Origin of the sequence: Rothia sp. P5766 (assembly GCF_048513555.1) — a bacterium.
Lineage (GTDB): Bacteria > Actinomycetota > Actinomycetes > Actinomycetales > Micrococcaceae > Rothia.
In genome coordinates this window covers 81,234-94,880 of sequence record NZ_JBLXXS010000012.1, presented here as the reverse complement: position 1 = coordinate 94,880, position 13,647 = coordinate 81,234, and the positions used below count along the sequence as shown (strand labels likewise).

Here is a 13,647-nt window from a genome sequence, read left to right as displayed (position 1 = left end):
CGGGTCCCGCCCCCCCCCCCCCCGCGGGTGGCCGAACCAGGCCCCCCCCCCCCGCAGGTGCGGGTACACCAGGCCCCCGCCCCGCCGGTGGCGGCGCTCCTCGCCCCGCAGGTGGTGGCAACCGCCCCTCACCCAACATGATGCCCACCAAGATGAGCGGCAATGTCGGTGCTCGCGGTGCTGCTAGTGCTCCTGCGGGTGGCGGCGCTCGCCGTGGCTCAGGTGGACCCGGTGGCGGTAACGGTGGTGGCGGTTTCAACCGCGGTCCCGGTCGTGGTGGCCCCGGTGCCGGTCGCGGTAACGCTCAGGGCGCTTTCGGACGCGGTGGCGGTAAGCGCAAGAAGGGCAAGACTAAGTCAGCTCTGCGCCGTGAAGAGCAGCTGAGGCAGCCTACCATTGGTGGCGTCGCTGTACCCCACGGTGACGGCACTACCGAGATTCGTATGCGTCGCGGTGCATCGCTCATGGACTTCGCCGAGAAAATAGGTGCAAACGCAGCCGCACTGGTTACCGTTCTGATTCACCTGGGTGAAATGGCTACTCAGACCCAGTCACTCGATGAGGAAACCTTCGAGCTACTTGGCGCTGAGCTGGGCTACGTCGTCAAGATCGTATCTCCCGAAGATGAAGAGCGTGAGCTCCTTGAATCCTTTGACATCAACCTTGATGCCGAAGCTGACGCTGAAGACGATGCAGTACTGGAAGTTCGCTCACCGGTTGTTACTGTGATGGGTCACGTTGACCACGGTAAGACTCGCCTGCTCGATGCTATCCGTAACACCAACGTCATTGACGGGGAAGCCGGTGGCATTACCCAGCACATTGGTGCCTACCAGATTCACACCGAGGTAGATGGCGAAGAACGCTACCTGACCTTTATCGATACCCCCGGTCACGAAGCCTTCACCGCTATGCGTGCCCGTGGTGCTAAGGTCACCGACATCGCTATCCTCGTGGTAGCTGCCGATGACGGTGTCATGCCCCAAACCGTTGAAGCTCTCAACCACGCTCAGGCTGCTGACGTGCCGATCGTTGTTGCTGTCAACAAGATCGATAAGGAAGGCGCTAACCCCGAAAAGATTCGCGGTCAGCTCACCGAATACGGCCTGATTCCTGAAGAGTACGGTGGCGACACCATGTTTATCGATGTTTCTGCCCGCCAGGGGAAGAACATCGACGAACTGCTCACCGCTGTTACCCTGACCGCCGATGGCGCTCTGGAACTGAAGGCTAACCCCAACAAGGAAGCCCGCGGTGTAGCTATTGAAGCTAACCTCGATAAGGGCCGCGGTGCTGTAGCTACCGTTCTGGTTCAGTCCGGTACCCTGCGTATCGGTGACGCTATCGTTGCCGGTTCAGCCTACGGTCGCGTTCGTGCCATGTTCGATGAGAACGGCACCAGCGTTGAAGAAGCTGGCCCTTCACGCCCCGTCCAGGTGCTTGGCCTCAACTCCGTGCCCCGTGCAGGTGACACCTTCCTGGCAACTGAGGAAGAGCGTACAGCACGCCAGATCGCTGAGAAGCGTGAAGCCGCTGACCGCAACGCCCAGCTGGCTAAGCGCCGTAAGCGAGTCACTCTTGAATCCTTCGATGCCGCTGTGGCTGAAGGCAAGATGGACACTCTCAACCTGATCATCAAGGGCGACGTTTCCGGTGCTGTTGAAGCGCTGGAAGAGTCACTTATGAAGATTGACGCCGGTGGCGACGAAGTTCAGCTTCGCGTTATCCACCGCGGTGTTGGTGCTATCACCCAGAACGACGTCAACCTGGCAACCGTTGACAACGCCATCATCATTGGCTTCAACGTCCGCCCGGCAGAGCGCGTTGCAGAACTGGCCGATAGCGAAGGCGTAGAAATGAAGTTCTACTCCGTGATCTACCGTGCTATCGAAGAGGTCGAGGCAGCCGTCAAGGGTATGCTCAAACCCGAGTACGAAGAGGTTGAACTGGGTTCAGCCGAGGTCCGCGAGGTATTCCGTTCCTCCAAGTGGGGCAATATCGCAGGTTCAATCGTCAAGTCAGGCGTTATCAAGCGCAACTCCAAGGCGCGCCTGGTGCGCGATGGTTCGGTGGTTGCAGATAACCTCACCATTGAGTCCCTGCGCCGCTTCAAGGACGATGCTACTGAGGTCCGTGAGGGCTTCGAATGTGGTATCGGCCTGGGCTCCTTCAACGACATCAAGGACGGCGACGTCATTGAAACCTGGGAGATGCAGGAAAAGCCGCGCGTCTAGTCTTTAGATAAGACCTAGGAAAGGGGTGGGGTAGTCGTTTGACGATTACCCCACCCCACTACAATTTATAGAAGCAGAATAAACTTTCACATCAAGGAGAACACCATGGCAGATCCGGCACGCGCCGCCCGCCTAGCAGACCGTATCAAGGTCATTGTTGCCCAGGCGCTTGAGCGCCGCATTAAAGACCCACGTTTGGGCTTTATTACCGTCACAGATGCCCGGGTCACCAACGACCTGCAGCACGCAACGGTCTACTACACCGTTTTTGGGAGCGAAGAGGAACAGGCTTCAACCCGCGCCGCTCTTGAGTCAGCTAAGGGTATCTTGCGGGCAGAAGTCGGTAAGAACATCACCGCCCGTCTGACCCCAACCCTCACCTTTGTACCCGATGAGGTGCCGGTGAACGCCGCTCACATCGAAGATCTGCTCCGCCAGACTAAGGAACGCGACGCCGAGCTTGCCGCCGCCCGTGAGGGCGCCGAGTACGCAGCTGGTGAGGACGCTTACAAGATCGCTGAAACTGACGAGGACGAAGCCTAAAAACCGTGGCTAAGAAAGCACCGACCGGCCCTTCTGGCCTGATTATCGTCGATAAACCTGCGGGTATGACCAGCCACGATGTTGTCTCTAAGATGCGATGGCTTGCAGGGACCCGCAAGGTAGGCCATGCTGGCACCCTGGATCCCATGGCAACCGGGGTGCTGATTTTGGGCGTCAATAAGGCAACCAAACTACTGACCTGGGTGGTAGGAGAAAGCAAAACCTATACGGCAACTATTCGCTTGGGCGTATCGACGCTAACCGACGACGCCGAAGGCCAGGTTACTGCTTTGGCTCCTGCCGGCGCTCTTGAAGCCCTGACCGATGAGCTGATTGCTGAACAGGTAGCGGCTTTGACCGGCGATATCATGCAGGTGCCCAGCGCGGTGTCTGCCATTAAGGTGAACGGCGTTCGGTCTTATGCTCGGGTCCGTTCCGGTGAGGCCGTTGAGCTAGAGGCCAGGCCGGTGACGGTCCACAGCTTTGAGGTGGAGGGCCTTGACCGGCTCACTGCCACCTACCCGGTTCCTTTTGCTGAGTCCCCGGCGGGAGAGGCCGTAGAAAAGGGATCTGGACAGCAAGAACAGAATGAATATGACGTCCTCGATGTCCGGGTGACGGTTATCTGCTCGGCGGGTACCTATATCCGGGCTCTGGCACGCGATATGGGAAAGGCACTGGGGGTTGGCGCCCACCTGACTGCCCTGCGCCGCACCGCTATCGGTGAGATTAGGGCTGAGGATGCTCATAGCCTGGACACTCTGATTGCCGGGCGTGAAGCAGAACAGCCCCTTCCGCTGCTTGCTCTCGAGGAGGCCGCCCGCCGACTGTTCGGTGAGCGTCTTGTGAATGCCCAAGAGGCTACCGACCTGTCCAACGGGCGCAGGATTAGCCCTAGCGCTGGTGCCGAACAGGCCAAGCGGCACAGCAGTGCCGGTGGCTCAAGAGGCGGCCACGATAAACCCACCACCGAAGGCATCGTAGCGGCTTTTGCCCCCGATGGAACCCTGGTCGCTCTCATCGAGAACACCCGGTTCCGCGGGGAAGACCTAGCCGCCCCTGTGCTTGTCTTTGAAGCCGGTAGAACTTTCTAGGAGCGAGAGAACACAATGATAATTGCTGGACTTGACCTGTGGTTTTGGGTCTGCCTTGGGCTGGGAACCCTATCTTTTCTGGTCTGCCTGCTGGCTTTCTTGCGAGGACGGGCACCCGATGACTTCAGCCAGGGCTCGGTTCTAATTCTCGAGGCTTTCCTACTGGTCTACCTGGTCGGCTCTATCATTATGCAGGCAGTGACCGATGGGCCGAGCGGGGACTGGTTGGAGTACTATGGCTATCTGGTGACAGCCATGATTATTCCGGTGGGCACCTTTATCTGGTCTTTGGCGGAGCGCACCCGGTGGTCGACACTGGTTCTGGGGCTCACCGGCCCGGTCTTGATCATCATGGTTCACCGCATGAATATGCTCTGGTACTACTACTAAACCGATACTGAGGATACACAGATGGCACCCTCCACTTCACCGCACCAGGTATCTGCCCCGGCTAAGGGCTTTGGCCGCTTACTGGTAGTTTTTTACGGCGTCTTTACCCTTTCAGCGGGTGCACGAGCACTGTACCAGGTGATTCGTAAGTTTGATGAAGCTCCGCTTTCTATCAGCCTCTCGGCGCTTTCGGCTTTAATTTACCTGGTGGCTACTCTGGCGCTCTCCCGTAGGGGCCAGGGCGCTTGGAAAGTCTCACTGCTGGCGGTAGGGACCGAGATGGCTGGTGTTTTGCTGGTCGGTATATTCTCCTACCTTCAGCCCCAGCACTTTGCTCTAGCCTCCGTATGGTCTCACTTTGGGTCGGGCTACGGGTACGTTCCTCTTGTCCTACCCATGATTGGGCTCTGGTGGCTCAATAAGGCTCGTCCCGGTATGACAGCGCATGACGGGCGGAGCTAGGCTGGTTCTTTATGGACCGGTATCAGCACGTAGGATAGACACCAGCAGCAACCCACAAGGAGCACAGTGAAGCGCTACACCGACCTCGCCCAGATTCCCGCTGGCTACGGGCCTACCGTGGTCACCATCGGCAACTTTGATGGTGTTCATATCGGGCACCAGAAGGTACTCTCTACGCTGGTGGCTACGGCACAAGAGCGCGGGTTGACCTCTGTTGCTGTTTCCTTTGACCCGCACCCTGCGGTGGTTCACGGGCCGGAGGGGTCGCACGTCGATATCATGGGGCAGAAGGACCGCCAAGCGGTTATGGCTGAACTGGGCGTCGATGTTTATCTGCTCCTGCACTACGACCTTGACTTTGCTGCTCAGACTCCAGAAGAATTTGTGACCCGCACCTTTGTTGACGCGCTGGATGCTCGGTGCGTTGTCATCGGTGATGACGTTCGATTCGGCACCAATAACTCAGGCAACCTGGCAACCATGAAGGAGTTGGGCCAGCGTTTCGGTTTTGATGTTGTGGTTGTTGAGGATCTTCTGGTGTCCGATGCCAGCCGCTGTTCTTCTACCGCTATCCGTCAGCTCCTTGGACAGGGCAGAGTAGCGGAAGCCGGCTCCCTGCTGGGCCGGTCCCACTACATGCGCGGTGAAGTCGTCCACGGTGCCGCTCGGGGTCGTGAACTCGGGTTCCCCACCGCCAACCTGTCGGCCGATTCCAAGGGCTTGGTTCCTGCTGATGGTGTTTATGCAGGCTGGCTGATTGATGAGCAGGAAATTCGGCACCCTGTTGCCATTTCTGTGGGGACTAACCCCACCTTTGAAGGAATTACCACCCGCCAGGTGGAAGCCCACGTCATCGATCGGACTGACGAAAAAGTTGAGGACTTTAACCTCTACGGGCAGCAGATCACCTTGGAGTTCGTCGCTTTCTTGCGGGGCATGGTTGCCTATACGGGCGTCGAAGCTCTAGTGGAGCAGATGTATCAGGATGTTGAACAGGCTCGGCAGATCCTGAGCTAGAGTTCAGCACAGACCAGACGACAGACTACCGCCCCGGCAGAAAATACTCTGCCGGGGCGGTTGCGTCCTTGGGGCTTACATTTCTTCGTGGGTGGCGGGGTCAAAACCCCGGCCAAGGCCCGCTTCTAAATCATCAATGGTGGACATCTGCTCTTGGGTGAGTTCCCAGCTGAAGACATCCAGATTTTCTTCCATGCGCCGGGTGTGAGCTGATTTGGGTAGGGGCAGGTGTGCCTTTTGAACTTCCCAGCGGAGGATAACCTGGGCCGGTGTCCTTCCGATGTTTTGAGCTATCTCTGCCAGGCTTGGGTCCTTGAGTAGGCGGGTCTTCCGCCCCAGCGGCGACCAGCACTGCGTAAGGATAGCCTTCTGACGGTTGTAGCTGGCCCACTCCCGTTTCTGGGAGTAGGGGTGGAGCTCGATCTGGTTGATAGTGGGGGTAACCCCTGTTTTTTTAACTAGGAGGTCAATGTGCTCCGGTAAGAAGTTAGAGACACCGATGGTGCGCACCAGCCCCTGCTCTTGCATCTGGATCAGTGCCTTCCAGGTTTCTAGGTAGAGCCCCTGGGAGGGGTTGGGCCAGTGAATGAGGTAGGCATCAAGATAGTCAAGACCCATGCGCTTGAGTGTGCCTTCCAGGGATCTGAAGGCACTATCGTAGCCGTGGTCACGACCGGGGAGCTTGGACTGAACGAAGATTTCTTGACGGTCCACACCAGAGCGCAGGACCCCTTTTCCTACTCCCACTTCATTGCCGTAATTGACCGCCGTATCAATGAGACGGTACCCCCTGACGATGGCTTCCGATACGGCAACCTCTGACTCTGCGTTACTGAGAGGGTAGGTCCCTAGGCCCAGGGGCGGGATGGAAGTACCATCGCGCAGTGTATGGTTTTGCACAGGTTATCTCCTAGATAGTCAGGAGGGCTAGGACGAGCTGGGCGCTCCTAGCCGCTACGATGGGGGCATCCATGTGGAAGTCCTGATCGGCTGCGGGGCCGCAGAGATCCGAAATACCACGGATAGCGATGAAAGGAATTGAACGGCTAGCACAAATTTGTGCCAGCGCGGTGGTTTCCATGTCTGTGGATAGTGCCTGGGGGAAAATCTCCCGGGTGTCCTTGACATTATGAGCAGTTACGAAAGAGCCACCAGCCAGCATCGTACCGAACAGGGGCTTGCCTTGGCCGGTGTAGCTGGCAGCAACCTGCCGGGCCTTATCAACCAGTGCCGCATCGGAACTATAGCTAGCTGGCATACCGGGAACCTGCCCGTAGGCGTAGCCAAATGCTGTGGCATCTGCGTCGGTGTAGGTGTAGTCGGTGCCTACCGCCAAATCGCCTACCTCCACGTCGGCCCGTAGGCCACCGGCTGTACCGGCAGAGATAACTGCGGTGGGGTTGGCAACCACTGAAAGCGCCAGGCTCAGGGCCGTGGACGCGTTGACCAAGCCGATCTTAGAACGCACCAGCAGAATGGGGTGCTCTTCGCTGTCCGTCGTGTAGATACGAGGGTAGAAAACTGCCTCACCCACGGTGAAAGCGGAGCCAGCTTCTTCAGTAGTTTCAAGGAAGGGCGCTGCCTCTTCATCCATTGCCACCTGAACGATAGTGGCACGGTCGAAGCCTTTGAAGGTAGGAGCGGACACTAGGCCATCACCTGCGCCCATTCATCTTTACGGTCAAGGAAGATCCGCACAGCTTCTTGGGCTTCTTGCAGTGAGTGGTTAGCACCCCAGCCGCACTGAACCTCATTGGCCGCAGGGACTTCTGTCGCCCGAAGCAGATCGTTCATGGTGGCTTCAAGGATAGCCATAAAGGCCTCGGGTTCGAGCCCCAGGGTCAGGGCGTAGAAACCGGTTTGGCAGCCCATAGGGGAAAAGTCGATGAGAGCGTCGGTGTGGTTGCGCATATGGTGCGCGGTCATATGCTCAATCGAGTGGATAGCCTTCATGCCCAGGTGCTCTTTATTGGGCTGGCAGAAGCGGACATCGTATTTGATGAGGACGTCCCCTCCGGGTAGTTCTTTTCGTCCTGCGACGCGCACATACGGCGCAAGAACGAGGGTGTGGTCTAAATCAAATGATTCAACATTGGTTTGATCTCGTGAAGTCATTGTTAAATTATATAGTCCTCAATGGGCTACCCAAGAGTAACCGCCATGTTTGTAAGGCTTGAGCTGTGAAGTGATGTGAAAATTGGGTTTGAGCGAATGAACAAAGGGGTATCGGTTCGTATTCAGCCTCCTAACAGTAAAGGCCCGACCTGGGGACTCTTCCCCTGATGAGGAAAGTCGGCAACCCCGTCATGACAAAAATCCATAGTTTTAGACTGTTAGGATTGAAGCGGTTGAGAAAGCTTGCAAAAGTTTCTGTTTGGTTACTGCTCAAGGTTTTTAAACTCACCCGGTGGGTAAAATGAGCTTAGAACTGACGTTTGGGTTCGTTGCGTATACCGTTTACATAGAACGAAAGAATCAAATGACAGAAAATCTAACCCGTCGAACAGTAACAAAGGGCGCAGCCTGGTCTATTCCTGCTGTGGTTGCTTCTACTACTATTCCGGCGTACGCAGCATCACACCCTTCGGGTCAGGTCTCACCCAGTTCCAACACGATTGTACCCGCTGTAACTATTACTGTTACCGGAACGAAGTCGTTTACGGCTTTTGGGGAACCTGATAGCTCCGGCGGCGGAACCTCCTACAGCATCAATTCAGGGCAATGGCAAGTTGTTCCCCCCGCAGAGCTAGGCACCGTTACCGCCTTTAAGGTAGAGGAAGTCGTCGGTTCTGCCGCCTTTGTGGTGAGTGCCAGTGGAGTCAAATCAACCGCCACCGTCGCGAAAGCTTCCGCATCTGAAACCCAGACCATTGGGTCAGGGGTAGAGCGCCTTGTAGAGATTCGTTCCCAGGTTCCTTACCGCCTCTTGGCTAAGAAAGCCGATAACTACATGGAAAAGGTATCAATTCCTTTCCAGCTCACATGGTTTAAGGGTCTGTCCCAGGTAGGGCAGGCTAGCTCTTACTACATTAACTGGGACTTCTCTATCGCACCGGACTGGTTCGGTAACTACCCTGATGAAGGATCTGTATCTACCCGCGGGGAGGGCTACAGTATCAGCGCTCTCCCGCTCTACGAGTAAACTGCATACAAAGGTAGATATACTCACACTAAATAGTGAGAAGCCCGTCTTGAAACCCCGCACCGCTTTGCTATAGCCTTGAGAGTGGCCCCTCAGTGGGGTTAACCAAGTAAATATTCTTCGACTGCGGTCCGTGGCAGTCAGAATACAAAAATCGTTAGATTTTTGCTCCCGCTAGTAAACACTAGTCGGGCCGTACACGGCACTAACTCTAGGAGTTATAAAGTGGCACTCGATCCCGCCATCAAGCAAGAAATCATGAAGGAATACGCAACCCACGAAGGTGACACCGGTTCACCCGAGGTTCAGGTTGCAGTTCTGACTCGTCGCATCACCGACCTGACCGAACATCTCAAGTTCCACAAGCATGACCACCACTCACGTCGTGGCCTCATGATCCTTGTTGGTCGTCGCCGTAACCTGTTGGGCTACCTCAAGAGCATCGATATTGAACGTTACCGTGCACTTATCGAACGCCTCGGTATCCGTCGCTAAGGCGAAGGCTGCACCAGAGTGAGGGCGCCACTGTAATCCACCAGTAACTTCGGGTTCCTTGGAACACGGAGTCAGTGTGGGGCAGTGACGCCCTTATAGTTCTCACAAGAGAACATCAACATAAACTACGAAGTCGTCGCGCAATGTCACGGTCCTCGGTAGCGGTTTACAGAAGACACCCGGCAAGGGTGCTCCCACTGTGGGCCTCAATCGATGACCAGCAGCGCGGCGCAGATAAGGAAACGGAGGAACCTTGGAAGGTCCCGAAATTCAATTTGCAGAAGCAATCATCGACAACGGCAAGTTTGGAAAGCGCCTTGTACGCTTTGAAACAGGCCGCCTAGCCCAGCAGGCAGCTGGCGCAGCACTGGTCACTATCGACGAAGATACGACCCTGCTCTCGGCCACCGCCGTTGGCAAGAGCCCCCGAGAAGGTTTTGACTTCTTCCCTCTCACCGTAGACGTTGAAGAGCGTATGTACGCAGCCGGTAAGATTCCCGGCTCCTTCTTCCGCCGCGAGGGCCGCCCCTCAACCGAAGCGATCCTGGCTGCGCGTCTGATTGACCGCCCTCTGCGCCCTGTCTTCAAGAAGGGTATCCGCAACGAGGTCCAGGTTGTTGTTACCGTTCTGACCATCGACCCCGATGAAATCTACAACACTGTAGCTATCAACGCCGCATCCTGCTCCACCACCCTTTCAGGTGCACCCTTCGCTGGCCCCATCGGCGGCGTACGCATTGCCTTGATAGACGACCAGTGGGTCTGCTTCCCCAAGTTCTCCCAGCTTGAGAACGCGGTCTTCGACATGGCCGTTGCCGGTCGCGTCGTGACTAAGGCAGACGGTACCGAAGACGTTGCCATCATGATGGTTGAGGCTGAAGCTACCGATACCTCCTGGAAGCTCATCAAGGAAAACGGTGCCACCGCACCCACCGAAGAGATTGTCTCTGAGGGCCTAGAAGCCGCAAAGCCTTTCATCGCCGCTCTGTGCAAGGCCCAGTCAGACCTGGCTGCACGCGCAGGCAAGCCCGCTATGGAACTCCCCATCTTTGGCGAACGTGCCGCAGAGGTAGACGAAGCCGTCAAGGCTTTTGAACCCAAGATCGTGGAGGTCTACTCCATCGCAGGTAAGCAGGAGCGCGAACTGGCATCTGCTAACCTTCAGCAGGAAGTTCTCGAAGCACTCGCTGGCGAAGGTAAAGAATTTGAAGGCCGCGAAGACGAAGTTAACGCAGCATTCAACGCCCTGAGCAAGCACCTTGTACGTCAGCGAATTCTGACAGAGCAGGTTCGTATCGATGGCCGCGGCCTGACCGATATCCGTCAGCTCACCGCCGAGGTTGAGGTTCTGCCTCGCGTACACGGCTCAGCAATTTTCGAGCGTGGTGAAACCCAAATTATGGGTGTGACTACGCTAAATATGCTTAAAATGGAACAGCAGCTGGACTCACTCTACCCGGTCAAGTCCAAGCGCTACATCCACCACTACAACTTCCCACCCTATTCCACAGGTGAAACCGGTCGCGTTGGTTCCCCCAAACGACGCGAAATCGGTCACGGTGCCCTGGCCGAGCGTGCCATCACTCCGGTCCTTCCGGACCGCGAGGATTTTCCCTACGCAATCCGCCAGGTGTCAGAAGCCTTGGGCTCCAATGGTTCAACCTCCATGGGCTCAGTTTGCGCTTCAACCCTTTCCCTGCTCAACGCAGGTGTGCCCCTGCGTGCACCTGTAGCGGGTATCGCTATGGGCCTTGTCTCCGATGAGGTCAACGGTGAAACTCGCTATGCAGCTCTCACCGATATCCTCGGTGCAGAAGATGCGCTGGGAGATATGGACTTCAAGGTAGCGGGTACCAGTGAGTTCGTGACTGCTATCCAGCTTGATACCAAGCTGGACGGTATTCCCGCCTCGGTTCTGGCCGGTGCCCTGACCCAGGCACGCGAAGCACGCCTGCACATCTTGGAAGTTATCAATGCCGCCATTGACGCTCCCGACGAGATGAGCGACTTTGCGCCCCGCGTGATTTCGGTGAAGGTTCCCGTTGCCAAGATTGGTGAGGTCATCGGGCCCAAGGGCAAGATGATCAACCAGATCCAGGAAGAGACCGGGACCGACATCTCTATCGAAGATGACGGCACCGTCTACATCGGTGCAACCGATGGCCCGTCCGCGGAAGCAGCTCGTGCAGCTATCAATGCGATTGCTAATCCTCAGGTTCCTGAGATTGGCGAACGCTACCTGGGTACCGTTGTGAAGACAACTGCCTTCGGCGCTTTCGTATCTTTGACCCCCGGCAAGGACGGCCTGCTTCACATTAGCGAGCTTCGTAAGCTCAATGATGGCAAGCGCGTTGACGACGTTGAAGATGTCGTCGGCGTAGGGCAGAAGGTTCAGGTTGAGATCGCCAAGATTGACGACCGTGGCAAGCTGTCACTGATTCCGGTTGTTGCGGAAGAAGACAGCGAAGCCACTGAAGGCTAAAAGCAGGATTTTGACTTAGGTCGATGCCCTGTCGCTAAAGAATAAAGAGGGAAACTCATCACTCGATGAGTTTCCCTCTTTATAAGTCAAACAGTTGAAACCGTGCAATCGCGGAGATTCGCCCTGCCAGCAAAACCTTGACTCATCACATGCTGTTTGAACAAGTATGCCTTGTCAGGGGCTTGCTTTATCTTCCTTTAGGGGCTGACTTCAGGTTCCTAGGGCTTGGGTAGGGCCTCAGTCAGTAGTTCTGCGAATATACCTTGCATATTACTATCCTTGATGACTGCCCTTGTGTACCTAGCCCCGTCAAGTCACAGCACTAGGTTTTGTGTTTGCTCCGGTAAGGTATATGCCTGGATATGTCTGATCTATAGAAAGCGCACTATGCCCATAGAACTACCCATCACCCTGGCGGATCTCGCCGGTGAGCTTGATTATCTGAATGGTCGTCTGATCTATGTGGGGGAAGGCGGTAACGAGGTTCGCCGTAGCGTCTTACCCGGTGGCGTTCGCGTGATTACTGAACGTATGCCCTCCCAGCGCAGTATTTCTCTTGGCTTTTGGGTGGGCGTTGGCTCCCGCGATGAACAGCCCGGCATGCTGGGTTCTACGCACTTCTTAGAACACCTTCTGTTCAAGGGTACCCCCAGTCGTACAGCATTAGATATAGCCCATGCCTTTGACCGCGTAGGTGGTGAGTCCAATGCGCTGACCGCTAAAGAACACACCTGCTACTATGCGCGTGTGCTCGATGACGACACCGCTATGGCAATCGACCTTATCGCTGATATGGTGACTGGCGCGGTACTGGACCCTGAGCTCTTGGAACAGGAGCGCGGTGTCATCCTGGAAGAAATCGCTATGGACCAAGATGACCCCACCGACGTTGCTTTTGAATCCTTTATTGAACAGCTCATGGGGCAGAACCCTCTGGGGCGGCCTATCGGTGGTACCCCTCAGGAGATTACAGAAGTAGCCCGCGATAAGGTCTGGGAACACTACAAGAAGTTCTACACCCCGGACAGGCTGGTTATTTCTGCAGCGGGCAGCCTAAACCACTCACATATCGTTCAGCTAGTTCTCGAATCACTGGATAACCGGGGCTGGGACCTCACCGAGGGGAAGGCCCCGGCACCTCGCCGGTCCCGCCAGCAGGCAGTTATTGTTCCGGGCGCTCGGGAGCGGACCCTGGATAAAGGGTTCGAGCAAACCAACATTGTGATGGGTTGCCCCGGACTGGTAGCTGGCGATGACCGCCGGTATGTGATGAGCGTGCTCAATAGCGCCCTGGGTGGTGGAATGTCCTCCCGCCTTTTCCAGGAAATCCGCGAAAAACGTGGCCTTGCCTACTCCACTTTCTCCTTTAGCGGCTCCTACTCCGATGCGGGCTACTTCGGCATGTACGCCGGGTGCCTACCGGCTAAGACCCAGCAGGTAGGTGAGCTCATGCGCTCAACCTTTGATGAATTGGTCCGTGACGGGCTCACCCAGGACGAGCTGGATAAGGTGCTCGGGCAGCTGGGTGGCGGAACCATTCTGGGGAGCGAAGACGCGGGGTCCCGGATGAGTCGTCTGGGGCGTGCAGAACTGGATTCAGGCCAATTCCGGAGCCTTGACGAGCTCCTAGAGGGGATCCGATCTGTTACCCTCGAAGAGGTTCAAGAGCTTGCGGCTTTCCTATCCAAGCAGGAATGGGTCACTACAATTGTGAAATAGCAAATGATCAAAGCCCCTCCCTGATAGCAGGGGGAGGGGCTTTAGCTTTACCCGCAATGTCAGTGTGAT

General features: G+C 56.4%; 13 protein-coding genes. 10 read left to right on the top strand and 3 right to left on the bottom strand.

Going from position 1 to position 13,647, the window contains the following annotated elements; all coding sequences use genetic code 11:
* From infB to ACN08V_RS07835, 6 genes are all read left to right on the top strand, one after another.
* Positions 1-2,234, top strand: a 2,234-nt coding sequence (gene infB, locus ACN08V_RS07860) for a translation initiation factor IF-2 (protein WP_419105162.1), incomplete at its 5' end; no start/stop codon positions are given.
* A 105-nt stretch (positions 2,235-2,339) separates the two neighbouring features.
* Positions 2,340-2,777 (top strand): 30S ribosome-binding factor RbfA, encoded by a 438-nt coding sequence (gene rbfA, locus ACN08V_RS07855; protein ID WP_419105161.1) that lies wholly within the window; start codon positions 2,340-2,342, stop codon positions 2,775-2,777.
* A gap of 5 nt (positions 2,778-2,782) precedes the next feature.
* Positions 2,783-3,871: a tRNA pseudouridine(55) synthase TruB gene (truB, locus tag ACN08V_RS07850; RefSeq protein ID WP_419100193.1), complete on the top strand. Its 1,089-nt coding sequence runs from the start codon at positions 2,783-2,785 to the stop codon at positions 3,869-3,871.
* A 15-nt stretch (positions 3,872-3,886) separates the two neighbouring features.
* Positions 3,887-4,261, top strand: a complete 375-nt coding sequence (locus ACN08V_RS07845; RefSeq protein ID WP_419100192.1) for a hypothetical protein — start codon at positions 3,887-3,889, stop codon at positions 4,259-4,261.
* Between the two features lie 21 nt (positions 4,262-4,282).
* Positions 4,283-4,723: a hypothetical protein gene (locus tag ACN08V_RS07840; protein ID WP_419105160.1), complete on the top strand. Its 441-nt coding sequence runs from the start codon at positions 4,283-4,285 to the stop codon at positions 4,721-4,723.
* Positions 4,724-4,789: 66 nt separating this feature from the next.
* On the top strand, positions 4,790-5,740 hold the full coding sequence (locus ACN08V_RS07835) for a bifunctional riboflavin kinase/FAD synthetase (RefSeq protein ID WP_419105159.1): 951 nt from the start codon (positions 4,790-4,792) through the stop codon (positions 5,738-5,740).
* A 75-nt stretch (positions 5,741-5,815) separates the two neighbouring features.
* On the opposite strand, the gene ACN08V_RS07830 is transcribed toward ACN08V_RS07835, so the two are convergent.
* Genes ACN08V_RS07830 through ACN08V_RS07820 form a run of 3 tightly spaced genes read right to left on the bottom strand, consistent with a single transcriptional unit; the run spans position 5,816 to position 7,855 of the window.
* On the bottom strand, positions 5,816-6,640 hold the full coding sequence (locus tag ACN08V_RS07830) for an aldo/keto reductase (protein WP_419105158.1): 825 nt from the start codon (positions 6,638-6,640) through the stop codon (positions 5,816-5,818).
* A 10-nt stretch (positions 6,641-6,650) separates the two neighbouring features.
* Positions 6,651-7,388, bottom strand: a complete 738-nt coding sequence (gene mtnN / locus ACN08V_RS07825; protein ID WP_419105157.1) for a 5'-methylthioadenosine/S-adenosylhomocysteine nucleosidase — start codon at positions 7,386-7,388, stop codon at positions 6,651-6,653.
* Positions 7,388-7,855, bottom strand: a complete 468-nt coding sequence (locus ACN08V_RS07820) for an S-ribosylhomocysteine lyase (RefSeq protein ID WP_419100187.1) — start codon at positions 7,853-7,855, stop codon at positions 7,388-7,390. Before ACN08V_RS07820 ends, mtnN begins: the two co-directional genes overlap by 1 nt.
* 364 nt (positions 7,856-8,219) lie before the next feature.
* Between ACN08V_RS07820 and ACN08V_RS07815 the strand changes: the two genes are divergently transcribed.
* From ACN08V_RS07815 to ACN08V_RS07800, 4 genes are all read left to right on the top strand, one after another.
* Positions 8,220-8,882, top strand: coding sequence for a hypothetical protein (locus tag ACN08V_RS07815; protein ID WP_419105156.1), 663 nt, complete (start codon positions 8,220-8,222; stop codon positions 8,880-8,882).
* A gap of 225 nt (positions 8,883-9,107) precedes the next feature.
* Positions 9,108-9,377 (top strand): 30S ribosomal protein S15, encoded by a 270-nt coding sequence (rpsO, locus tag ACN08V_RS07810; protein ID WP_419100185.1) that lies wholly within the window; start codon positions 9,108-9,110, stop codon positions 9,375-9,377.
* Positions 9,378-9,630: 253 nt separating this feature from the next.
* Positions 9,631-11,859: a polyribonucleotide nucleotidyltransferase gene (locus ACN08V_RS07805; protein ID WP_419105155.1), complete on the top strand. Its 2,229-nt coding sequence runs from the start codon at positions 9,631-9,633 to the stop codon at positions 11,857-11,859.
* A 387-nt stretch (positions 11,860-12,246) separates the two neighbouring features.
* Positions 12,247-13,578: a M16 family metallopeptidase gene (locus ACN08V_RS07800; RefSeq protein WP_419105154.1), complete on the top strand. Its 1,332-nt coding sequence runs from the start codon at positions 12,247-12,249 to the stop codon at positions 13,576-13,578.
* Positions 13,579-13,647: the final 69 nt, after the last annotated feature.

Bases quoted from the DNA above. Each gene is read 5' to 3' on its own strand.
- rbfA (WP_419105161.1), top strand. From the start codon at position 2,340: ATGGCAGATCCGGCACGCGCCGCCCGCCTAGCAGACCGTATCAAGGTC.
- ACN08V_RS07845 (WP_419100192.1), top strand. From the start codon at position 3,887: ATGATAATTGCTGGACTTGACCTGTGGTTTTGGGTCTGCCTTGGGCTG.
- ACN08V_RS07840 (WP_419105160.1), top strand. From the start codon at position 4,283: ATGGCACCCTCCACTTCACCGCACCAGGTATCTGCCCCGGCTAAGGGC.
- ACN08V_RS07820 (WP_419100187.1), bottom strand. From the start codon at position 7,855: ATGACTTCACGAGATCAAACCAATGTTGAATCATTTGATTTAGACCAC.
- ACN08V_RS07815 (WP_419105156.1), top strand. From the start codon at position 8,220: ATGACAGAAAATCTAACCCGTCGAACAGTAACAAAGGGCGCAGCCTGG.
- ACN08V_RS07800 (WP_419105154.1), top strand. From the start codon at position 12,247: ATGCCCATAGAACTACCCATCACCCTGGCGGATCTCGCCGGTGAGCTT.